This window comes from Cohnella suwonensis (assembly GCF_042655365.1).
In the GTDB taxonomy this organism is placed as follows: Bacteria; Bacillota; Bacilli; order Paenibacillales; family Paenibacillaceae; genus Cohnella; species Cohnella suwonensis.
The window spans coordinates 74710-96173 of record NZ_JBHSMH010000090.1; the positions used below are offsets into that span (position 1 = coordinate 74710).

A 21464-nucleotide genomic window follows, 5' to 3' on the forward strand; every position below is an offset into this window, starting at 1 on the left:
GAGGGCGCATGACGGCTCACAGTCATAACCGTCAGGAAGAGCATATGATAAATGTCATATAGGCCCGAAAAAAGGACGATATCTCCGGGGCATCCTCCCCGCGGGATATCGTCCTTTAATGTTGTTTGCGCGATGCCGCAAGCCGTTGGACCCCCCCGTTAGCGAACGATCTCGATGAACCTTCTCGCCGCGCTCGTCAGCGGCATGTTCCGCATCGTCATGATGCCGACGTGAGAAGGAGGGAGCGGCACGTCGAGCTTGATCTCGAACAGCGAGCCTTGTTCCAACTCCTTCGATACGAACTCCCGGGTCACGTAGGAAATGCCGAGACCGCGCCGCGCGAACTCGATGAGAAGGTCGACGCTGCCGACTTCGATTTCCGGCTTGATCGTGTGGCCGTAGCTCTGGAAGATTTCCGTGATCGCCATTCGGGCCCGGCTGTTCCGCGAGAAGAGAATGACGGGGTAACGGAGAAGCATCTCGAGCGACAGCACCGTATCTTTCAATTCGGCGTAACGGGCGCCCGCGACGAAGCAATCCTGCAGTTGGAAGCTTTCCCTCACTTCGAGCTGGGAATCGACGATCGGCATGCGGACGACGCCGAGATCGATTTTGCCTTCCTTCAGGAAAGTGATCACTTCGGGCGTCGTACCGTGATTCAAGTGCAGCTTAATGCCGGGGAATTTGCGATGGAAATCCTCCAAATAAGGAAGCACGTAATGCTTGAACAGCGAATCGCTCCCGCCGATGCGCAGTTCGCCGCTGTCCAGATTCTTGAGCGCGGCCATCTTCTCTTCGGCGAGCGTAATCAAGATGTGCGACTGTTCGATGTACGAATACAGAACGGCGCCTTCCTGCGTCAACTCGACGCCTTTGGAGTTGCGGTAAAAGAGAGGAATGCCGAAGCTGTCCTCGAGCTGCTTGATGGCGTGGCTGACGCTCGGCTGGGTGAGATATAGCGCCTTGGCCGCTTGCGTCAAGCTTCCCGTCTTCGCCGACCAATAAAATACCTTGTACAATTCGAAATTGTTGGTCATAGACATCGTCTATATCTCCTGTTAAATATATTGATTACTTATATGGCTTCAAATCGTATTATAGTGAAATTAAGAAAAAGAAACCAGAGAGCTTACCTTTAGCTCATCCGGAAGGAGAAGGAAGATGGAGCCAGCAACGTTTGTTTTGTTCGGTGCGACGGGGGATTTGGCCAGAAGAAAAATATACCCCGCTCTCTATAATTTGTTCGTCGACGGCAAGCTGCCGCAGCCTTTTTCCGCGTTCGGTCTCGGAAGAAGAGAATGGACCGACGAGTCTTTCCAAGCAAACGTAGAACAGTCGATCCGCCAGTTTTCCAGACGCGCGGCGAACGATGAAGCTTCGTTGAAATCGTTCCTTCGCGCTTTCCGTTACCACGTTCTCGACATCGGACGCAAGGAAGATTACGCTTCGCTGCTCGAGCGCGTACAAGTACGCGAAGACGAGCTGCACATGGCGCCGAATCGTATGTTCTATTTGTCCGTCGGTCCCGAGTACTTCGAGCCGATCGCGGCGAACATCCAGGAAAGCGGACTCGGATCCTCGAACGGCTGGAAACGTCTCGTCATCGAGAAGCCTTTCGGGCACGACCTGCAATCCGCGCGCGAGCTGAACCGGAAGCTGAGCCAATCGTTCGACGAGGACGAAGTGTTCCGGATCGACCACTATCTAGGCAAAGCGATGGTGCAGAAGCTCGAATCGCTGCAGCAATCGAATCCGGTGTTCCAAGCGTTGTGGACGAACCGCTATATCGCCAACGTGCAAATCTCGGCCATCGAGACGGTCGGCGTCGAAGAAAGAGCCGGCTATTACGATCATGTCGGCGCGATCAAAGACATGTTCCAGAATCATATGCTTCAGATGCTCATGATGGCGGCGATCCACCTGCCTCACGATAGCAGCTCCGACAAGGTTCGCTTCAAGAAGAAGAAAGTCATCGAGGCGTTGTCGCCTCTGCAGAAGCACGAGATCGGAACGAACGTCATCCGCGGCCAATACAAGGAAGGCAATCTCAAAGGCAAACCCGTAGCCGGTTATTTGTCCGAGCCGGGCATTCCGTCGACTTCCATGAACGATACGTTTATCGCCGCCCGATTACACATCGAAAACAACTACTGGCGCGGCGTTCCGTTCTATATTCGCACCGGCAAGAGGACGAACGAGAAGTCCACGAGAATCGTGATCGAGTTCAAGGATCCGCTCAAGCCGTCGTCCCAGGCGGACGACGAGCAGATCGCGCCGAATCTTCTCGTCATCGACATCGGGCCCCGCGAAAGCATCACGCTGCGGATCAACGAGAAAGATCCGGTCAGCGGAAAGTTCAAGGCGGTTTCGATTCCTCTCTACGAGAGCCAGGGCGATGTGCCCGAAGCTTACGAGAATTTGATCTTCGACGCGCTGCACGGAGACGCGACGTTCTTCGCCCATTGGGACGAAGTCGAGTTGAGCTGGCAGTGGGTACAGCCGGTTCTGGACGCGTTCGCGGACAACCAAGTCCCGCTTCACCGCTATGCGGCGGGAAGCTACGGTCCTTCCGCGTCGGACGCTCTTCTCGCGCAAGACGGCTACCACTGGTGGTTCGACGAGAAAATCGAACAAGCCGAGACATCCGGCAATCCATCCGAATCCAAAGGAGAACAATATGCCTACAACGCAAACCATTGACCAACTCGCGATCGACACGATCCGCACCTTGTCCATCGACGCCATCAACGCCGCCAATTCCGGTCACCCGGGCTTGCCGATGGGAGCCGCTCCGATGGCTTACGCTCTCTGGGGTTCCCAATTGAATCACAATCCGGGCAACGCCAAATGGTTCAACCGCGACCGCTTCGTGCTGTCGGCGGGCCACGGTTCCGCTTTGCTGTATAGCTTGCTGCACCTGTCCGGCTACCGCGTATCGATCGACGACCTGAAGCAGTTCCGCAAGCTGAACAGCTTGACGCCGGGTCACCCGGAATTCGGTCACACGGACGGCGTCGACGCGACGACGGGACCGCTCGGCCAAGGTATCGCGATGGCGGTCGGCATGGCGATGGCGGAAGCTCATCTCGCTTCGAAATATAACCAAGAAGGCTTCCCGGTCGTCGACCATTATACGTACTCGCTCGTCGGCGACGGTTGCTTGATGGAAGGGATCTCTTACGAAGCGATGTCGATGGCCGGCCACATGAAGCTGGGCAAATTAATCGTGCTGTACGATTCCAACGACATTTCCTTGGACGGCGACCTGAATCTCTCGTTCGGCGAGAACATCCGCAAGCGGGCGGAGTCGGCGAACTGGCAATATCTCCGCGTGGAGGACGGCAACGACGTCGCTAAGATCCAAGAAGCGATCGCGGCCGCCAAGGGGAACGATTCGCAACCGACGCTTATCGAGGTTCGCACGATCATCGGCTACGGCAGCAAAGGAGCGGGAACGCACAAGGTCCACGGCAATCCGCTCGGCAAAGAGGAAGCGAAAGCGACGAAGGAAGTATACGGCTGGCACTACGAGGAAGACTTCTACGTTCCGACGGACGTGAAAGCCCACTTCGAGAAGCTGAAGCAACAAGGCGCGGCCAAAGAAGAACAATGGAATCAACTCGTCGCGTCTTATGCGGCGCAATATCCTTCGCAAGGCAAAGAATTCGTGCAAGTCATCGATGGCACGGTCACGATCGAAGCAGATGACATTCTGACGTTCGATACGTCCAAGTCGATCTCGACTCGCGTGGCGAGCGGCGAAGCGATCAATCACTACGTGAAAACAGTTCCTTCGATCTTCGGAGGCAGCGCGGATCTGTCCCACTCGACGATGACGGACATCAAAGGCGAAGGCAAATTCGCCGTCGACTCCTATGCGGGACGCAACGTCTACTTCGGCGTTCGCGAGCACGCCATGGGCGCGGCCGGCAACGGCATGGCGCTACACGGCGGCGTGAAGCCATTCGTCAGCACGTTCTTCGTATTCTGCGACTATTTGCGCCCGTCCATTCGTCTGGCCGCGCTGCAGAAGCTGCCCGTCACTTACGTCTTCACGCACGATTCCATCGCGGTCGGAGAAGACGGACCGACGCACGAACCGGTCGAACACTTGGCCGCGCTTCGCACGATCCCGGGTCTGACGGTCATCCGTCCGTCCGACGCGAACGAAACGGCGAGCGCTTGGGCTTACGCGTTGGAACAGAAGGAAGGACCTGTCGCGCTCGTACTTAGCAGACAGAATTTACCGATCTACGAAGCGACAAAAGCGAACAAAGCAGACGTTGCCAAAGGCGCATACGTTCTCACGGAGACGAACGCTAAGCCGGATCTCGTCCTCATCGGTACCGGCTCGGAAGTTTCCCTTGCGGTAGGCGCCAAAGCGGAGCTGGAAAAAGAAGGCTTGTCCGTACGCGTCGTCGCCATGCCGAGTAGAGAGCTGTTCGACCGTCAATCCGACGCTTACAAGCAAAGCGTGCTTCCGGATGCCGCGACGAAACGCATCTCCTTGGAAGCGGGTATTTCGTTAGGTTGGGAACGCTATACGGGTCCGAAAGGCAAAGTACTCGCGATCGACACGTTCGGCGCGTCCGGCCCGGGCAACGCGGTCATGGAATACTTCGGTTTCAGCGTCGACAACGTCGTGAGCTTGGCGAAAGAACTGTTGAAGTAAACGTTGAAGTAAAGTTAAAGTAAAAGCGACAACTAAACTATAAAATTTATCGGAGGTAATACCATGAAATTTTTTATCGATACAGCTAACTTGAACGACATCAAAAAAGCGTACAAAGTCGGCGTCCTTTCCGGCGTCACGACGAATCCTTCCTTGGTCGCCAAGGAAGGCGTCAAATTCGAAGACCGCATCGCCGAAATTCTTCGCGAAGTGCCGGAAGTCGAGTCGGTGTCCGCCGAAGTGACGCCGGACGCGCTGACGGCCGAAGAAATGATCGAGCAAGCGAACGAACTGATCAAGATCAACAACTTCGATAAAAACATCACGATCAAGCTGCCGATGACGCTGGCCGGCTTGGAAGCTTGCCGCTACTTGACCAAGAAAGGCGTTAAAACGAACGTCACGCTGATTTTCACGGTGAACCAAGCGCTTTTGGCGGCTCGTGCCGGCGCCACTTACGTCTCTCCGTTCCTCGGCCGCCTGGACGACATCTCCGAAGACGGCGTTCAACTGGTCGCCAAAGTCGCCGAACTGTTCCGCACGCATAACCTGGACGCGCAGATCATCGCCGCTTCCGTTCGCCACCCGGATCACGTGACCCGCGTTGCGATGGCCGGCGCGCACATCGCGACGATTCCGTTCTCGGTTATCGAGCAAATCTCGAAGCACCCGCTGACGGAGCAAGGGATGGAGAAGTTCGCCGCGGATTGGAAAAAAGCCGTTCAGTAAAAATGCGAGTTCAAAAAGACCGGTTTTCAGCACCGAGAAGGTTGAAAGAAGCTAGGGAATGAGGAGCGGAGCGTAGGCAAACCTACGTGAGCACCGGAAGTCCCGGCTGATTTCAAGATTCGACGTCGATTAAGCTTCCTGATTTACTTCGTGATCAAAATTGGGCTTTTTGACAACCTCTAAAAGAGAGAGAAACCGGAAGGATGGGGAGATACCACCAATGAGCAAACAACAAATCGGCGTCGTCGGCTTAGCCGTCATGGGCAAGAACCTCGCCTTGAATATCGAAAGCAAAGGCTTCTCCGTATCGGTGTACAACCGTTCGCCTGAGAAAACGAACGAACTGCTGGAAGAAGCGAAAGGCAAAAACTTCGTCGGCGCCTACAGCGTCGAGGAATTCGTGCAATCGCTCGAGACGCCCCGCAAAATCCTGATCATGGTCAAAGCGGGTAAACCGACGGACGATACGATCGACCAGCTCATTCCTTACCTGGACCAAGGAGATATTCTGATCGACGGCGGCAACGCCTATTTCCCGGACACGCAACGCAGGAATAAAGATTTGCAGGCGAAAGGCTTCCGCTTCATCGGCGCCGGCGTCTCCGGCGGCGAGGAAGGCGCGCTGAACGGTCCCGCGATCATGCCGGGCGGACAGAAGTCCGCTTACGAGCTGGTCGAGCCGATTCTGACCGCCATCTCGGCCAAAGTAAACGGCGACGCTTGCTCGACTTACATCGGCGAAGACGGTTCCGGTCATTATGTTAAAATGGTGCATAACGGCATCGAGTACGGCGACATGCAACTGATCGGCGAAGCTTACCACTTGCTGAAAGACGTTCTCGGCGTAAGCACGTCCGAACTGCACGAGATCTTCACCGAGTGGAACAACGGCGAGTTGGATAGCTACCTGATCGAAATCACGGCGGACATCTTCTCGAAGACGGATCCGGAGACGGGCAAACCGATGGTCGACGTCATCCTCGATTCGGCGGGACAGAAGGGAACCGGCAAATGGACGAGCCAAAGCGCGCTCGACTTGGGCGTTCCTCTCTCCATCATTACCGAATCGGTATTCGCCCGGTTCATCTCCGCGCTGAAGGAAGAGCGCGTAGCCGCCAGCAAGAAGCTGGACGGTCCCGCGGCAGCGGCATACGAGGGCGATCGGAAAGCCTTCATCGAATCCGTGCGCAAAGCGTTGTTCGCGAGCAAGATCGCGTCGTACGCGCAAGGCTTCGCGCAGATGAGAGCGGCATCCGACGCTTACGGCTGGAACCTTAACTACGGCGGCATCTCGATGATTTTCCGCGGCGGCTGCATCATCCGCGCGGGTTTCCTGCAGAACATCAAGGACGCGTACGATCGTGATCCGGAACTGAAAAACCTGTTCCTCGACGAGTACTTCAGCAACGTCGTACGCAATTACCAAGACGCTTGGAGGAAGGTCATCGCAACCGCCGTCACGAGAGGCATTCCGGTACCGGCGTTCTCCTCCGCGCTGGCCTATTATGACAGCTACCGCACGGAGCGTCTGCCGGCGAACTTGCTGCAAGCGCAGCGCGATTACTTCGGGGCGCACACGTTCGAGCGACTCGATCGCCCAGGCAGCTTCCACTTCCAGTGGATGGAATAATTATCCATACGAAAGATCGACCCGCCTAAACGGCGGGTTAGATCGTCGAGAAACCGTGTGTTTAGAGAGGCATCCTAATTTCGCGAGGTGAAGGGCCTTTGCCCTCCCAACAAACTGCAAAAGTGCAGGTTAATCGGCACGAAATCGGCCAAACGGTTTAACAACCTGCAAATATACAGTTTGATAAAACGAAATGACCGGATTCTCGCGAAAAGCGGCAAACAACCTGCATATTTGCAGGTTGTTTGCGTATATTCGGAAGAAATGAGCTAAATAACCTGCATTTTTGCAGGTTGTCGGCGCAAAGTCGCGAAAACCGCCGAGTTGAACGACGGACCCCAAAAAAGTATCCATGCATTAGAACCATACGGACTATCTCGACAGCCCGACCCGCCTAAACGGCGGGTTTTTTCTTTGGTATCGAACGGAACGAATCGACGGCGGCCCTTGTCTAATAGGGTGGAGGTGGAGAAGTGGATTCCCAGTTGGAGTTTCAATACTTGGCGAATACGAATCGCATGGCCCATGCGGAGTTGATCCGTCTGATGGAGCAATACGGGGACGACGTCAGGAAATACGCCTACGCGATTACGAAAAGCCGGGAACAGGCGAAGGACGTCGCGCAGGAGGCGTTTATCAAGGCGTACCGCGGCATCGAATCGTTCCGGGGGCATTCATCGATGAAGACATGGCTGTTCGCGATTACGCGAAACATCGCCATCAATGAGATGAAGTCGAGCTATATACGCCGGATCGTGCTGTTCCAGCGGGTAAAGCCGCCTAACGCCGGGCAGTCGGCCGAGTCGGCGTACTTCGAAGACCAATCGGCAAGGGAAGTCCGGGAGCTGATGATGGGGTTGCCGATGAAGCTGCGGGAAGTGCTCGTACTGACGCTCGAGCACGAGATGACGATGATCGAGATCGCGAACATGCTTCGCGTATCGGAGGGAACGATTAAATCGCGACTTCACCGCGCACGCAAGGCGATGGACGACAAATGGAGGGAAAAGGAACGATGAACGACATTCGCGCGCCATGGGAAAACAAAGTCAAGCAAGGGCTTTTCTCCGAAGATCCGTTTACCGAGGAGATGCATGCGACCGTATTGAAGGCGGTCGACCGAAGACGCCGATTGCCGTTTCGTTCCTGGAACGGCGTTGCCGCCGCTATCGCCGTCTGCCTGATGGCCGTTTTGCTGGTTATTCGTCCCTGGGAAGGAAACGACGGTTCCGCGGCTTCGGGCGACGAAGGGCTTGCCGGGGTGACGAACGCGCAGTCTTTTCCCGCGGCGTTCCATCCGTTGGACGCTCAGGTCCTTCCGGCCGGCGCAACCATTCGCGAGAACGATCCCGATATTTTGCCGGGCTTGTCCGATAAGTATACGCCGCTCAGAAACGGCGAATACGCGCAGCGCATTCCCGAATCCGATATCGATCTGATCGAACGGAAAGAAATACCGGGATTCGGGATGGCGATCCGGTATACGCTTAAGTCGGAGTCGACGGTAACCGCTCCGAAAGTCGAGAAGGACGGCGGCAAGAAAATCGCGTATTTCGGCTTTAAGCTCGACGGACAGCCCGAGGGAACGATCGTTCATTTCGGCACGGGGCACATGTACGATCTGGACTTCGAGATGTCCCGGTTGTTCGGGCAGGAGGTGCTGAAGATCGCGCAAGCCGAATGCAGAATCGACGGAGAATCCTGCGTATGGTACGTGAGGAAAGGAGAAGGAGGCGTCGCCGAATTGGCCATGTTCAGCGCCGCGAGCTATGAGCGGGATCTGGACGGAGACGGCAGGGAAGAAGCGATCGTCGCCACGCGCAAACAAAACGAGATTTACGTCTTCAAGGAGAACGGCGGGAAACTGAGCTGGACGTCCGTCAGGAACGATTTGAAAGCCGGACCGGACGACGTCGTCGGTTACGATGAGAGCGAAGGGATCTTTACTCTCGCACGCGAAGATTCCTTTGCTTCGTTCCGATATTCCGAAACCGATAAAAGTCTCGTTCGAATCGACGATTAAGTAACGTGATCAGGCCCGCGTTACGGAGTGTGGCTACTAGCCTAGAGTCCTTTCCCCTCGACTTTTTGGCGGAACGAGTTGTGGTGAACTTGGATGGTGAAGCATAGCGGAGTGGGGCGGTAGTGACGGCGAGGTGGCACAGCAGAAGCGGCAGGAGAGCTGTAGGGACAAGAAACGGCTAACGGAACCCAATGACTTTATTGTAGGGAATTTTGATCTTTCGTGAGGCTAACGGATCCTGAAGCCGCTATTTCGCGACTTTTCAAGTCATATCCTGAAATATGAGCCCAATAACGCCGCTCCATTCCGTTAGCGCGCCAATAGAGGTGGATTTCGGCGAATAAGATCTCAAGCTTCCGTTAAGAAGTTCGAAAGGCATCGGCGCGACGACGGGGCCGAATCTGATGGCCAATGCCATCGCGGACGGCCAGTCCTGGAGAGACGGCTACGTCACCGTGACGCTCGTTCAATGCGGGCTCGTCCTCCTGTTGCTCGCGACGCTCCCGCTCTAGAATCGCGTCGCGGCGCAGAAAGAAGCCGAGGAACGGGCGGAACAAGAAGGTCAAGAATTCGTTAAACGGATGGCCGATAGGAGCGCAAGAGAGATCGCGTCGACCGAAGAAGACGCCGTGCATCCGATTCGGCTAAAAGGCGTCAAAATGTCGTTGCTTGCTTTCATGCTCTATTGCGGCGCGGAAGCGATGGTCGGCTTATGGGGAGCCTGCTTCCTCGTCAGCGAAAGAAGCGTCGCGCCGGATACGGCGGTCTTGTGGGCGGGCTTATACTTTGGCGGCATTACGGCGGGAAGGTTCATGACCGGATTCGCGACGCTGAAGATGAGCAACCGGACTCTTATTCTGATCGGCCAACTGACCGCGATCGCCGGCGGCGCATTGCTGCTGTTGCCGCTTCCCGATACGGGATCCCTGAACGGAATGATCCTGATCGGCTTAGGGCTCGCGCCGATCTATCCCGACCTGTTGCACGAGACGCCGGCTCGTTTCGGAGAGCGGAATTCGGCCCGGTTGATGGGCTACCAGATGGCGACGGCGTAGACGGGTTCGACGTTCCTTCCGCCCCTGTTCGGCGCGTTCGCTTCCTTGACGAGCATGGCGTTGTTCCCTGCGTTCGTCCTTGCTTTGGTCGTTCTTCTTTTGTTCAGTTTTTCGCTTTATTTTACAAATAACACTTTACCTCATTGCCGCGATTTGATAAAATATTCGCAATGAACAAATGCGACGACGAGACGAGTAAATAAACGAATTCTTTCACAGAGAGCTCCGATGCTGAGAAGGAGCAAAGAATTCCTTATTGAACAAAGACTCCGAGCAGCGCGCCGGAACCTCATCGGAGGGGGTGGCGCGACAGGAGCTCCTGTTACAGAGCTAGAGTATAAACACGAATCCGTGCCGTACTCGAAGAGGCGAACCGGGCGACCGGTTGGCGAACCTGGGGTGGTACCGCGAGCGATAATCTCGTCCCTAAGACAACAGTCTTGGGGGTGGGATTTTTTTGTTATCGCGGCGACGTTAACTTCGCGCATACAATAGAGTAACAGGTTCACTCGCACAACCAACACTCCCTTACGAAAGGATTGGCATAAAATGACGCAAAAATTGAAAGTAGGCATCGTTGGCGGTACGGGCATGGTCGGACAGAGGTTCGTCGAGTTGTTGAACGGGCATCCTTGGTTTCAGGTGACGGCGATCGCGGCTAGCGCGGGCTCCGCCGGCAAAACATACGAACAATCCGTACAAGGCAGATGGAAATTGGCTACTCCGATTCCGGAAGGCGTGAAGGCGATCGTCGTCCAAGACGCTTCCAAAGTCGAAGAGGTCGCTTCTTCGGTCGATTTCGTTTTCTGCGCGGTCGACATGGGCAAGAAAGAAACGCAGGAGCTGGAAGAAGCGTACGCCAAAGCCGGCGTACCCGTGATCTCCAACAATTCGGCCCACCGCTGGACGCCGGACGTACCGATGGTCATTCCGGAAGTCAATCCGTCGCATCTCGAAGTAATCGCGGCCCAAAGAAAACGTCTCGGCACGTCTACCGGCTTCATCGCCGTCAAGCCGAACTGCTCCATTCAAAGCTATGTGCCGATGCTGAACGCGCTCCTCGACTTCAAGCCGACGACGGTCGTCGCGTCGACGTACCAAGCGATCTCCGGCGCGGGCAAGAACTTCACCGACTGGCCGGATATGCTGGATAACGTTATTCCGTACATCGGCGGCGAGGAAGAGAAAAGCGAACAGGAGCCGCTGCGCATCTGGGGGTCCGTCGAAGACGGCCAAATCGTAAAAGCAAGCGCGCCGCACATTACGACGCAGTGCATTCGCGTACCCGTTACGGACGGACACCTCGCTACCGTGTTCGTGAAGTTCGAGAACAAACCATCGAAAGAAGAAATTCTCGAGCGCTGGAAGCAATATCGCGGACGTCCGCAAGAGCTCGGCCTTCCGAACGCGCCGAAGCAGTTCATTACGTATTTCGAAGAAGACAACAGGCCGCAAACGAAGCTCGACCGCGACATCGAAGGCGGCATGGGCGTATCGGCGGGCAGATTGCGCGAAGATTCCTTGTACGACTTCAAATTCGTCGGACTCTCGCACAACACTCTCCGCGGAGCGGCGGGCGGCGCCGTCCTGATCGCCGAACTGCTGAAAGCGGAAGGCTATATCCAAGCGAAATAAATCGACATGGCTCAAGCCCGCGACGACCGTCGCGGGCTTTGGCATTTGCGGTCAGAGCTCTCTGATTTTCCTGTCGTGAAGCTTGCCCAGGAGCAAAAGGCCGACAACAACGCCGATTAACGCCCACAGCATGTCCCATTGCGCGTCCAATGGGTCGCCTTGCATGCCCAGAAATTCGTTAGCGTTGCCGCCGATAATCTTATAGGCCGCGAATTCTGCGATTTCGAAGACGGAACTAACGGCAAGCGTGAAGGATACGGCTATGGCCGTCAACCATTTGCTTCTGCGAATGACCTGAAGGCGAATCAATAGTTCCTTGATGCCGAATGCAGGAATAATGCCCTGGAACGCATGCCCGAACCGATCGAAGTTGTTTCGCTTCAAGCGGAACGCTTCCTTGATCCGGTACGTGGCGACCAGAACGATGACGATGACCAGCGCCGGAGTGACCTCGGCGAACCATGTCCCGTAATCGGCCGGCTTGATGACGGACCAGCTCAATACGATCAGGAATCCGATGAGCAAGAGGGCCGGAAATAGAGGACTTCTATTGTGGGAGGGCATGTAAGCACGCTTCCTTCTCGAAGGCAGATGGTTAATATTCCTTTACAGGAATATTCACTTTGTGTTATATTGGGGTCAAGAAAAAAAGCGGGAGGCGAGTTCATGGATGAACGCTAGCTTATTCGGCGCCCTCGCCGAACCGAGCCGCTTCCAGATCGTCGAGCTGCTGCAATCGGGACCGATGACCGTCGGAGAAATCGGCGAACGGCTCGACATGCGGCAGCCTCAAGCGTCCAAGCATCTGAAAGTGTTGCTGGAAGCCGGAATCGTCGAAGTGCAAGCGGAAGCGAACCGGCGGATCTACCGTTTACGGCGGGAGCCTTTTACGGAATTGGAACAATGGCTGAAGGTCGTTGCACGCGTCTGGGAAGACAGGTTCGATCGGCTGGAAGAGTATTTGCTTGAACTGCAGGAACAACGGAAGCAACACCCCGACGAGGGATCAACGAAATAACGGAGGTAGTCACTGAATGGCAGAAATCAACGTACAGGATCGCGAGATCGTCTTGAACCGCACGTTTAACGCTCCGCGGGAGCTCGTCTGGGCAGTATGGTCGATACCGGAGCATCTGGCGAAATGGTGGGGACCGACGGGTTTCTCGATTACGACGACGCGTTTCGAATTCAAGGTTGGCGGCGTATGGAGATTCGCGATGCATGGACCGGACGGGACCGATTACGAGAACCAGATCGTTTTTGTCGAAATCGCGCAACCGGAGCGCCTCGCGTATGCCGTCAGCGACGGGGAAGAGGATAGCCCGGGTCAATTCGAAGCGACGGTAACGTTCGCCGAGGTAGAGGGGAACCGTACGACGGTCACGATGCGCAGCTTGTTCAAGTCGGCGGAAGAGCGCGATTACGTCGTCAGGGAATACGGCGCCATCGAAGGCGGCAATCAGACGCTCGATCGGCTAGGCGAGTTGTTGGCGACGCTTTAAGGTAATAGATAACCCAAGGAAGCTTGCTTCCTTGGGTTTTGTCTTACGAATCATCGACTTCATACCTGTATGATGATCGGAAGAATCATCGGACGTCTCTTCGTCGTCGCGTATAGGTATTTGCCGACGGCTTCCTTGATCGACTGTTTGTACGCGTTCCATTGGATATGGGGCTTGGGGTTGTCCAGTTGCAGCCGCTCGACTTCCGATTTCGTAATCCGATGGATTTCATCCATTAACCCTTCCGATTCCTTCACGAATACGAATCCCCGCGATACGATATCCGGCCCGGCGACGATGTTGCCATCGAATTTTCCAAGGGTTAGAACGATGATCAGAATGCCATCCTCGGACAATAATTTTCTGTCGCGCAGGACGATATTTCCCACGTCTCCGATTCCCAGTCCGTCCACGTAAGTATTTCCGCTTGGAACCTTGCGTTCCAGAAGCGCTTCGGATCCGACGATGTCGACGACGTCCCCGTTGTTCACGAGGAAAATATTGCTCGGTTCGACGCCGACCGCTTCCGCAAGCAATCGGTGCATATGAAGCATGCGATATTCGCCGTGGATCGGGATAAAGTATTTCGGTTTCATGAGCGTGAGCATCAATTTCAGTTCTTCCTGGCTGCCGTGGCCCGATACGTGCATGCCCGTCGAAGATCCGGATCCGTAAATCACTTTGGCCTGTTTAGCAAAAAGGTTATCGACGATACGAGCTACGTTGCGTTCGTTGCCTGGGATCGGAGACGAAGCGAAGATGACCGTGTCTCCAGCCGACACTTTCACTTGCCGATGGTTGCCGCTCGCGATGCGGCCGATGGCCGCCATCGGCTCGCCTTGGCTGCCCGTGCAGACGACGACGAGCTCGTGCGGCTTATATTTGCCCGCCTCCTCCGGCTCGACGATCGCGTTGGGAGGGATGCTTAAATAGCCGAGGGACGAGGCGACGTCCACGACGTTCACCATGCTTCTGCCCAAGAACATCAATTTGCGGTTCAACTTGCTCGCGGCATCGATGATCTGCTGCAAGCGATGAACGTTGGAAGCGAAAGTCGTGATGAAGATTTGTCCGTCCGCCTTGGCGAACGCTTCGAGAATATGCTCGCCGACGACGCGTTCCGACGGCGTAAAGCCCGGACGCTCGGCGTTCGTGCTCTCGGATAGCAGGGCGAGGACGCCGTTCGTCCCGAGTTCGGCCATCTTATGGATATCCGCGAATTGGTCGTTGACCGGCGTGAGGTCGAACTTGAAATCTCCGGTATGCACGATTGTCCCATGCGGGGTGTGGAACGCGATGCCGAGACAGTCGGGAATGCTGTGGTTGGTGCTGAAGAAGCTGATCGGGATTTCGCCCAACGTCAGACGGGACGTCGAATCGATTTGATGAAGCACGGTCGTGCCGAGCAGACCGTGTTCTTTCAGCTTGCCTTTGATGAGGCCTAGAGTGAGCCGGGTGGCGTAGATCGGCAAATTCAGTTGCTTGATCATATAGGGAATGCCGCCGATATGGTCTTCGTGCCCGTGCGTCACGAGCATTCCCCTGACCCGTTCGCGGTTGTCGAGCAAGTAGGCGATGTCCGGAATAATGACGTCTATGCCGGGCAAGCTCTCGTCCGGAAACTTGGAGCCGCAATCGATGACGACGATATCTTCGCCGCATTCGATGACGTACATGTTTTTACCGATTTCGTGGACGCCGCCAAGCGCGAAAATCGATAATCCATTGTTCATTTCGGTCAAAAAATAATACCTCCCTTGACGTTGAAGTCACCGAGGTATTATTTAACAATCGATGGGGGCTTATTCCGTTACCGTTTTTAATTGTTGCCCGCAGGCTCTGTTGCGCTTGACTTCGTAAAGCCGGATGCGTGCCGTCGCTTTCGACGGCCGTGTTCTGCATCGGACATCCGCCGACGAACGGGGGATTGTCGACGAAATTGGTTTAATCGATCGTCTCTTCCGATGACGATCCGAAAACTTGCTCGTAATTTTGTTCCCGGTATGATAAGATGCTGTTAATTTAACGACTGGAGTGAAGAGGATGAAGTAACTTATTCTTGCCGACCCTGAAGGAAAAAACTAAGCGACAACCTCGCTTGTTTGTTTCTTCGCGCGCAAGAAAGTTACTCTTTCTTTTCACTCGGACGAATATCTTCCTCATCCGCCCACGCATAGGGTTGGATTCGGGCGTATTTATTTGAGCCACGAGAAAGTAACTTTCTTGCGGCTTTTATATTTACGTTCCGGAGGGATGCTTAATGTCATTAATCAATATCGCAAACCTAACGTTCGCCTACGAGGGCAGTTATGATAACATTTTCGATAACGTCAGCCTTCAGATCGATACCGATTGGAAGTTAGGCCTGACGGGAAGGAACGGAAGAGGGAAGACGACCTTCCTGAATTTGCTGTTAGGCAAGTTCGAGCACGGCGGACGGATTTCCGCGAGCGTCGGTTTCGAATACTTTCCGTTTCCCGTCGACGACCTGTCAACGAACACGCTGGACGTCGTCCGCGAGATCTATCCCGACTACGTTCACTGGGAGTTGATGCGGGAGCTTTCCCTGCTCAAGGTAAGCGAGGACGTTCTGGACCGGCCTTTCGATTCGTTGTCCAACGGCGAAAGGACGAAAGTGCTGCTGGCCGCCTTGTTCCTGAAAGAGAACAGCTTTCTGTTGATCGACGAACCGACTAACCATCTGGACATGGAAGCCAGGACGATCGTCGGCGATTATCTCCGCATGAAGAGCGGGTTCATTCTCGTCTCGCACGACAGGTCGTTCCTCGATCGCTGCGTCGATCACATCTTATCGATCAATAAGGCCGATATAGAAGTGCAGAGAGGCAATTTCTCCTCATGGTGGGAAAACAAACAAAGGCAGGACCAGTTCGAGCTTGCCGAGAACGATAAGCTGAGGAAAGACATCAAGAGGTTAGCGGATGCGGCTCAGCGAACGAGCCATTGGTCGGACGAAGTGGAGAAAACGAAGAACGGCACGAGAAATTCCGGTTCCAAGGTCGATAAAGGCTACGTCGGCCGCAAAGCCGCTAAAATGATGAAGCGCTCCAAAGCGATCGAGCATCGGCAGCAATCCGCGTTGGACGAGAAGGCCAAACTCCTGAAAAACATCGAAAACGCCGACGGCTTAAAGCTTTCGCAGCTTGCGTACCCCAAAAGCCGGCTCGTCGAGCTGGATCGCGCGTCGGTTCGATACGGCGACAAAACCGCGTGCCGCGACGTCAGCTTCGCCATCGAGCAAGGCGACCGAGTCGCGTTGACGGGCAGGAACGGATCCGGCAAATCGAGCCTCATCAAGCTGATCTGCGGCGAGCCGATCGATTATTCGGGTACGTTCCGAGCGGGCAGCCAGCTGAAAATTTCCTACGTCTTGCAAGACACCTCGCATCTGCATGGCAACCTGACGGATTACGCGAGAGATCACGGGATAGACGAAAGTCTATTCAAAGCGATATTGAGGAAGCTCGATTTCGCCAGAGTACAATTCGAGAAGGAAATGTCGGCTTTCAGCGGCGGCCAGAAGAAGAAAGTGTTGATCGCGAGAAGCCTGTGCGAAAAAGCCCATCTACTCGTATGGGACGAACCGCTGAACTTCATCGATGTCATATCCCGTATGCAAATCGAAGAGCTGCTGCTCGAATACTCGCCGACGATTGTTTTCGTGGAGCATGACCGCGAATTTTGCGATAACATCGCCACGAAGACGATACGACTATAATGATTCCGCAGCAGAAGGGAGAACAATATGTTAACCAAACAACAATTAACGGATATCGAACGCTTGCAAAAAGAATGCGAATCGAACGACCATGTGCAACTGAAGCTTAATTGGGAGATGTTGAGAAACCGCGAATCCGACAGGCTCGATTATTTCCAATACGAGAACGATAGACTCGTCGCGTTTTTAGGCCTGTATCCGTTCGGATCCACGGTGGAAGTCTGCGGCATGGCGGAACCGGGCGAGCGAAGGAAAGGACACTTCCGACGTTTGTTCCTTAAAGCGATGGCGATCGTCCGACAAGACGGGTATATGAAAATCTTGTTGAATGCGCCGGCCGGATCCGCTTCGGCTAAAGCTTTCCTTAGAGAGCAGGGCGCCGAATACGCGTTCTCGGAACATCAGATGGAGTGGCAACGAAGGCCGGTCGAAGAAGCGGTCGGCATTCGGCTAAGAGAAGCGACGGCAGCCGATTTCGAATTGCGCGTGCGGTTAAACGTAACGGCGTTCGGCTTGGACGAAGAAGATTCGCTCGCGATGGAGAGACGATTGGACGGCGAACGCGACACCGCGATGTACATGATCGAAGCGCACGGCGTAACGGTTGGGAAAATACGCGTGAGCCGGGAAGCGGAGCAAGCGTGGATCTACGGCTTCTCGATCTTGCCCGAGCACCAAGGCAGAGGCATCGGGAGGAACGTGCTGCGCCAAGTCATTCAAGACCAAAGCGCGGCCGGCTATTCGATTCGCTTGGAAGTCGAAACGAAGAACGACCATGCGCTGGGGTTATACGAATCCGTCGGATTCAAAGTCGTGCATGCGCAGGATTATTATCGGTATTCGAACGAACGGTCCCAGCTCGGCTGGTAAAAGAAGCAATAAAACCCGCGAACTTCGCGGGTTTTTTAGCAAAGCGGAATTGTTCATCAAACGCGCGCAAGCTTGAGAAGCCAGCAGGATTGCCGGTCCAAGGTACGGGTATTCCGAGCGCTATTGCGGACGGAGATGTTAAGAAAAATTCGTACTTCCGAGCCTGTCGTATTGTTGAATAACACTTTATTCGGCGTCAAATCGGCCGATCCGCCTCTAACGGTGAACGTACCGGTAGAAGGCAAAGCTTCTACCTTAAACACAAACGCGTCGTTAGACAACAGGAAATTCAATCTTTTTAACACCAATTTCTTCCGGTTAGGCACGTCGATGACGATCGTTTGCACGTCGACGCTCCTTCCTGCTCCTAACGAGATCGGCGCGTTCCCGCCGACAATACCATTTAATTGAAGCATGGCGACACCTCCAGTTGGATGATACGACAGCATATTCCGCGCGTAGGGGACAAGCTTGGACGATTGGCCGAAGGCTTCGAAAAACGAAAGACGAAGAACCGCTTCCCTAATAGGAGGCGGTTTCTTGGAGTGTTCGGCAGTTTATTCGCATTTGAGCGGCATTATTGCGCAACATCTGTACACATCGGAAGCGATGCTCCTGTTAAGATGTTTCCGATGCGATTCCGCCGGTTCGGTCTAACCGCCGTCCGCGGAAGCGACGTCCGGGACAAGCATCGGCGATTGCTTGCGAAACCGGTAGGGAGTCAATCCGAAATGCTTCTTGAACTGCTTGCAGAAATGCGAGCAATTCGATAGTCCGACCTCTTCGCCGATCCGGGCCACGGAATGGTCGCTCGAAGCGAGGAGATGTACCGCGTGCTGCATTCTTTTGACGGTTAAGTAATCCGAAATGCTGCTGCCCGTGCATTCCTTGAACAGATGCGAGAGGTGATGAGGGGAGAGGTGCAGATCCTTGCTCATCGCGTCTAGACTTAACGGTTCGGCGTAACGCGTTTCCAGCCATTCCATCATTCGTTCCGCCTGATGGGGCTTGCGAATCTCAATCGACCCGGACTTGCGATGACGCGCTTCCCATAGGGACTTGAAGGCGCGAAGGAAGGCGACGAGGAAGAGAGAGTGCTCCTCTAAGATTTGCTCTCGGGGCATAGGAGCGGACTTCTCTTGCAAGGAGACGAGATCGCTCGTTAATCGATCCAACTCGAACTGTTCGTACCGACAGGGCGAAGGGAGCTTTCCTTTGCTCAAGTAATGGAAGAAGCCCAGAAGCGTCGGCCATTTGTCAAAGTAATGTTCGTACGTCGCGGGTTCGAAATGGACGATGGAGCGAACGAAAGGGCGACTTGGATCCATATCCATTCGTACTTGATGTAATTGGTAAGGTTGGAATACGCAGATCATGCCGGTCTTCACTTCGTATTGGTGCCGATTCAAGATCAAAGTCCCTTGGCCTTCATGAACGAGCAGAATTTCGACGCCTTGATGCGCGTGGAATGTTCCTTGGAACTGCTCGCGATCTTGGCTGGTTCGTCTATAGGCGAAATATAGAGGGACTTCGGCGAGGTCGAAATGCTCGATGTAGGACACGATGCAGCTCCTTTTGTCTCTCGGGACGATTGCTTGAACGATAATTCGTAGGAACGGACTTGGAGGACGCGAACATGAAAATGGTATTCCGATGGTACGGAGAAGGCAACGATACCGTCACCTTGAAGCAGATCAAGCAGATTCCGGGCGTCGAAGGCATCGTCTGGGCGCTCCATGACGTGCCTGCCGGCGAGGAATGGCCGATGGACAAAATCGAAGCTTACCGACAGGTCTCGCAACGCTATGGTCTTCACCTCGAAGTCGTCGAAAGCGTGAACATCCACGAGGATATTAAGCTCGGCTTGCCATCCAGAGACGGCTATATTGAAAATTATAAGAGGACGATCGAGAAGTTGGCAACGGTCGGCGTCAAAACGATCTGTTACAACTTCATGCCGGTGTTCGATTGGGTTCGTACCGATCTGTACCGGGAGCTCGAAGACGGCTCTACGGCGTTGTTTCTCGAGAAGAGCAAAATCGATAACATGGACCCGATGGAATTGGTCCGTAAAATCGCGAATAACCCCGATTTCACGATGCCGGGATGGGAACCCGAACGATTGGGGAGATTATCCGAGCTGTTCCATGCCTACAAGGGCGTCACGGAAGCCGATCTGCGGCAAAATCTCGCGTACTTCCTGAAGCAGATCGTTCCGGTTGCCGAACTGCACGATATCAAGATGGCCATCCACCCTGACGATCCGCCGTATTCAATCTTCGGCTTGCCGCGCATCGTCAAGAACCGCGACGATATCCGGGAGATACTGGACATGGTCGATAGCCCTTCGAACGGCGTGACGCTGTGCAGCGGATCGCTCGGTGCGAACCCGGCGAACGATATCGCCGGGATGGTAAGGGAATTCGCGTCCCGCATTCCGTTCGCCCATCTTCGCAACGTGAGAGTATACGGGAACGGCGACTTCATCGAGACGTCGCATCGCGCAGGCGACGGCACCGTCGATCTATGCGATATCGTCCAAGCCTATCACGAGAACGGATTTACGGGATACGCCAGGCCGGATCACGGCCGGCACATCTGGGACGAGACCTGCAGGCCCGGATACGGCTTGTACGATCGCGCTCTTGGCATTATGTATCTGTGGGGCATATGGGATTCCTTGGAACGAACTATGCAATCGGGAACGGGGAGCGTTCGGTAATGGGCATGCGTCATGAAAGCTTCAATGGAAAGGTCGCGGTCATCACGGGAGGGAGCGGCGTACTCTGTTCGGCAATGGCTAAGGAATTGGCCGCCAGAGGCGTCAAGGTCGCGATTCTGAACCGAACCGCGGACAAAGGCGAGGGAATCGCCGAAGAAATCCGGCGAGCGGGAGGGGAAGCGATCGCCGTCGCTTGCGACGTGCTCGACGTAGCGAGCGTCGCAAGAGCCGAAGAGGTCGTCGCGAAAGTCTACGGAGCATGCGATATTCTCATTAACGGCGCCGGAGGCAATCATCCGGACGGCATCACGACGAAGGAAATCTTCCGAGCGGAGGATTTGGCCTTGCCGGGCGTTAAGACGTTCTTCGATCTGACCGTCGACGGGTTCTCGTCCGTCTTGAATCTTAACTTTCTAGGTACGTTGATTCCGACTCAAGCGTTCGCGAAACGTATGATCGGCAAGAAAGGCGCGACGGTCGTCAATATTTCCTCGATGAGCGCGCCGAGTCCGATGACGAAGGTACCCGCATATAGCGCGGCCAAAGCGGCAGTCGACAATTTCACCCAGTGGCTCGCGGTACATATGGCCGAAGCCGGCATCCGCGTTAACGCCATCGCTCCGGGATTCTTCCTGACGGATCAGAACCGCAGGCTGCTGACGAACGAGGACGGAACGTTGACCGAGCGATCCGCCAAGATCATCGCCCATACGCCGATGCGCCGGTTCGGCGTTCCCGAAGATCTTCTCGGTACGTTATTGTGGTTGACGGACCCCGAAGCGTCGGGCTTCGTGACCGGCGTGACCGTGCCGGTCGACGGAGGATTCATGGCCTATTCAGGCGTATAGTTATCGGAACGAACCCGCGAGCGTCGTTCGGTTATTATT

The 21464-nt window shown here is 54.9% G+C and carries 19 protein-coding genes, 1 pseudogene and 1 other annotated feature; of the genes and pseudogenes, 14 read left to right on the forward strand and 6 right to left on the reverse strand.

All coding sequences use genetic code 11. The features are described from left to right. Nucleotides 1-158 precede the first annotated feature (158 nt). Complete coding sequence (locus tag ACFPPD_RS20825; protein WP_209746341.1) at nucleotides 159-1037, reverse strand: LysR family transcriptional regulator; 879 nt, start codon at nucleotides 1035-1037, stop codon at nucleotides 159-161. A gap of 124 nt (nucleotides 1038-1161) precedes the next feature. Here ACFPPD_RS20825 and zwf point away from each other — a divergent pair, with 124 nt between their 5' ends. The 8 genes from zwf (at nucleotide 1162) to asd (ending at nucleotide 11744) form a co-directional block, all read left to right on the forward strand. Then, a complete protein-coding gene (gene zwf, locus ACFPPD_RS20830) occupies nucleotides 1162-2700 on the forward strand; it encodes a glucose-6-phosphate dehydrogenase (RefSeq protein ID WP_209746131.1) in 1539 nt (512 codons plus the stop codon). Further along, a complete protein-coding gene (gene tkt / locus ACFPPD_RS20835) occupies nucleotides 2678-4672 on the forward strand; it encodes a transketolase (RefSeq protein WP_209746133.1) in 1995 nt (664 codons plus the stop codon). The genes zwf and tkt overlap by 23 nt, the downstream gene beginning before the upstream one ends. Nucleotides 4673-4735: 63 nt before the next feature. Beyond that, on the forward strand, nucleotides 4736-5401 hold the full coding sequence (gene fsa / locus ACFPPD_RS20840) for a fructose-6-phosphate aldolase (RefSeq protein ID WP_209746135.1): 666 nt from the start codon (nucleotides 4736-4738) through the stop codon (nucleotides 5399-5401). Nucleotides 5402-5621: 220 nt separating this feature from the next. Next, nucleotides 5622-7031, forward strand: a complete 1410-nt coding sequence (gene gndA, locus ACFPPD_RS20845; RefSeq protein ID WP_209746137.1) for an NADP-dependent phosphogluconate dehydrogenase — start codon at nucleotides 5622-5624, stop codon at nucleotides 7029-7031. Nucleotides 7032-7504: 473 nt separating this feature from the next. Next, nucleotides 7505-8050 carry an RNA polymerase sigma factor gene (locus tag ACFPPD_RS20850; RefSeq protein WP_378083160.1) on the forward strand — a complete coding sequence of 182 codons (546 nt, stop codon included), beginning with the start codon at nucleotides 7505-7507 and terminating at the stop codon, nucleotides 8048-8050. After that, nucleotides 8047-9054 (forward strand): hypothetical protein, encoded by a 1008-nt coding sequence (locus tag ACFPPD_RS20855; RefSeq protein WP_209746140.1) that lies wholly within the window; start codon nucleotides 8047-8049, stop codon nucleotides 9052-9054. The genes ACFPPD_RS20850 and ACFPPD_RS20855 overlap by 4 nt, the downstream gene beginning before the upstream one ends. A gap of 581 nt (nucleotides 9055-9635) precedes the next feature. Next, complete coding sequence (locus ACFPPD_RS20860; protein ID WP_209746141.1) at nucleotides 9636-10109, forward strand: MFS transporter; 474 nt, start codon at nucleotides 9636-9638, stop codon at nucleotides 10107-10109. A gap of 174 nt (nucleotides 10110-10283) precedes the next feature. Then, nucleotides 10284-10540 (forward strand) — a binding site (T-box leader). A gap of 118 nt (nucleotides 10541-10658) precedes the next feature. Next, the gene (gene asd / locus ACFPPD_RS20865; protein WP_209746142.1) at nucleotides 10659-11744 is read left to right on the forward strand and encodes an aspartate-semialdehyde dehydrogenase; all 1086 of its coding nucleotides are present in this window, start codon (nucleotides 10659-10661) and stop codon (nucleotides 11742-11744) included. Nucleotides 11745-11795: 51 nt separating this feature from the next. On the opposite strand, the gene ACFPPD_RS20870 is transcribed toward asd, so the two are convergent. Further along, nucleotides 11796-12308, reverse strand: a complete 513-nt coding sequence (locus ACFPPD_RS20870; protein WP_209746145.1) for a DUF2238 domain-containing protein — start codon at nucleotides 12306-12308, stop codon at nucleotides 11796-11798. Between the two features lie 106 nt (nucleotides 12309-12414). Between ACFPPD_RS20870 and ACFPPD_RS20875 the strand changes: the two genes are divergently transcribed. Next, on the forward strand, nucleotides 12415-12762 hold the full coding sequence (locus ACFPPD_RS20875; RefSeq protein WP_209746147.1) for an ArsR/SmtB family transcription factor: 348 nt from the start codon (nucleotides 12415-12417) through the stop codon (nucleotides 12760-12762). Between the two features lie 16 nt (nucleotides 12763-12778). Then, a complete protein-coding gene (locus ACFPPD_RS20880) occupies nucleotides 12779-13246 on the forward strand; it encodes an SRPBCC family protein (RefSeq protein WP_209746149.1) in 468 nt (155 codons plus the stop codon). A gap of 59 nt (nucleotides 13247-13305) precedes the next feature. Here the strand turns inward: ACFPPD_RS20880 and ACFPPD_RS20885 are convergent, their stop codons facing one another. Beyond that, nucleotides 13306-14988: a ribonuclease J gene (locus tag ACFPPD_RS20885; RefSeq protein WP_378083166.1), complete on the reverse strand. Its 1683-nt coding sequence runs from the start codon at nucleotides 14986-14988 to the stop codon at nucleotides 13306-13308. Next, nucleotides 14927-15175, reverse strand: a pseudogene (locus ACFPPD_RS20890) (TetR family transcriptional regulator C-terminal domain-containing protein); the annotation flags it as partial. The pseudogene ACFPPD_RS20890 and the gene ACFPPD_RS20885, both read right to left, overlap by 62 nt. Before the next feature lie 331 nt (nucleotides 15176-15506). On the opposite strand from ACFPPD_RS20890, the gene ACFPPD_RS20895 reads away from it, so the two are divergent. Next, nucleotides 15507-16985, forward strand: a complete 1479-nt coding sequence (locus ACFPPD_RS20895; protein WP_209746150.1) for an Lsa family ABC-F type ribosomal protection protein — start codon at nucleotides 15507-15509, stop codon at nucleotides 16983-16985. Nucleotides 16986-17012: 27 nt separating this feature from the next. Then, nucleotides 17013-17855, forward strand: a complete 843-nt coding sequence (locus ACFPPD_RS20900; protein WP_209746151.1) for a GNAT family N-acetyltransferase — start codon at nucleotides 17013-17015, stop codon at nucleotides 17853-17855. A 56-nt stretch (nucleotides 17856-17911) separates the two neighbouring features. Here the strand turns inward: ACFPPD_RS20900 and ACFPPD_RS20905 are convergent, their stop codons facing one another. Then, nucleotides 17912-18271, reverse strand: coding sequence for a hypothetical protein (locus ACFPPD_RS20905; protein ID WP_209746153.1), 360 nt, complete (start codon nucleotides 18269-18271; stop codon nucleotides 17912-17914). A 237-nt stretch (nucleotides 18272-18508) separates the two neighbouring features. After that, on the reverse strand, nucleotides 18509-19417 hold the full coding sequence (locus ACFPPD_RS20910; protein WP_209746155.1) for an AraC family transcriptional regulator: 909 nt from the start codon (nucleotides 19415-19417) through the stop codon (nucleotides 18509-18511). A gap of 74 nt (nucleotides 19418-19491) precedes the next feature. On the opposite strand from ACFPPD_RS20910, the gene uxuA reads away from it, so the two are divergent. Both uxuA and ACFPPD_RS20920 read left to right on the forward strand, forming a co-directional pair. Continuing rightward, complete coding sequence (gene uxuA, locus ACFPPD_RS20915) at nucleotides 19492-20577, forward strand: mannonate dehydratase (RefSeq protein WP_209746158.1); 1086 nt, start codon at nucleotides 19492-19494, stop codon at nucleotides 20575-20577. Beyond that, nucleotides 20577-21425 carry an SDR family oxidoreductase gene (locus tag ACFPPD_RS20920; protein ID WP_209746161.1) on the forward strand — a complete coding sequence of 283 codons (849 nt, stop codon included), beginning with the start codon at nucleotides 20577-20579 and terminating at the stop codon, nucleotides 21423-21425. The genes uxuA and ACFPPD_RS20920 overlap by 1 nt, the downstream gene beginning before the upstream one ends. Nucleotides 21426-21464 lie beyond the last annotated feature (39 nt).

Bases quoted from the DNA above. Each gene is read 5' to 3' on its own strand.
- ACFPPD_RS20870 (WP_209746145.1), bottom strand. From the start codon at position 12,308: ATGCCCTCCCACAATAGAAGTCCTCTATTTCCGGCCCTCTTGCTCATC.
- ACFPPD_RS20900 (WP_209746151.1), top strand. From the start codon at position 17,013: ATGTTAACCAAACAACAATTAACGGATATCGAACGCTTGCAAAAAGAA.
- ACFPPD_RS20880 (WP_209746149.1), top strand. From the start codon at position 12,779: ATGGCAGAAATCAACGTACAGGATCGCGAGATCGTCTTGAACCGCACG.
- gndA (WP_209746137.1), top strand. From the start codon at position 5,622: ATGAGCAAACAACAAATCGGCGTCGTCGGCTTAGCCGTCATGGGCAAG.
- ACFPPD_RS20920 (WP_209746161.1), top strand. From the start codon at position 20,577: ATGGGCATGCGTCATGAAAGCTTCAATGGAAAGGTCGCGGTCATCACG.
- ACFPPD_RS20855 (WP_209746140.1), top strand. From the start codon at position 8,047: ATGAACGACATTCGCGCGCCATGGGAAAACAAAGTCAAGCAAGGGCTT.
- zwf (WP_209746131.1), top strand. From the start codon at position 1,162: ATGGAGCCAGCAACGTTTGTTTTGTTCGGTGCGACGGGGGATTTGGCC.
- tkt (WP_209746133.1), top strand. From the start codon at position 2,678: ATGCCTACAACGCAAACCATTGACCAACTCGCGATCGACACGATCCGC.
- ACFPPD_RS20905 (WP_209746153.1), bottom strand. From the start codon at position 18,271: ATGCTTCAATTAAATGGTATTGTCGGCGGGAACGCGCCGATCTCGTTA.
- fsa (WP_209746135.1), top strand. From the start codon at position 4,736: ATGAAATTTTTTATCGATACAGCTAACTTGAACGACATCAAAAAAGCG.
- asd (WP_209746142.1), top strand. From the start codon at position 10,659: ATGACGCAAAAATTGAAAGTAGGCATCGTTGGCGGTACGGGCATGGTC.
- uxuA (WP_209746158.1), top strand. From the start codon at position 19,492: ATGAAAATGGTATTCCGATGGTACGGAGAAGGCAACGATACCGTCACC.
- ACFPPD_RS20895 (WP_209746150.1), top strand. From the start codon at position 15,507: ATGTCATTAATCAATATCGCAAACCTAACGTTCGCCTACGAGGGCAGT.
- ACFPPD_RS20875 (WP_209746147.1), top strand. From the start codon at position 12,415: ATGAACGCTAGCTTATTCGGCGCCCTCGCCGAACCGAGCCGCTTCCAG.
- ACFPPD_RS20860 (WP_209746141.1), top strand. From the start codon at position 9,636: ATGGCCGATAGGAGCGCAAGAGAGATCGCGTCGACCGAAGAAGACGCC.
- ACFPPD_RS20825 (WP_209746341.1), bottom strand. From the start codon at position 1,037: ATGACCAACAATTTCGAATTGTACAAGGTATTTTATTGGTCGGCGAAG.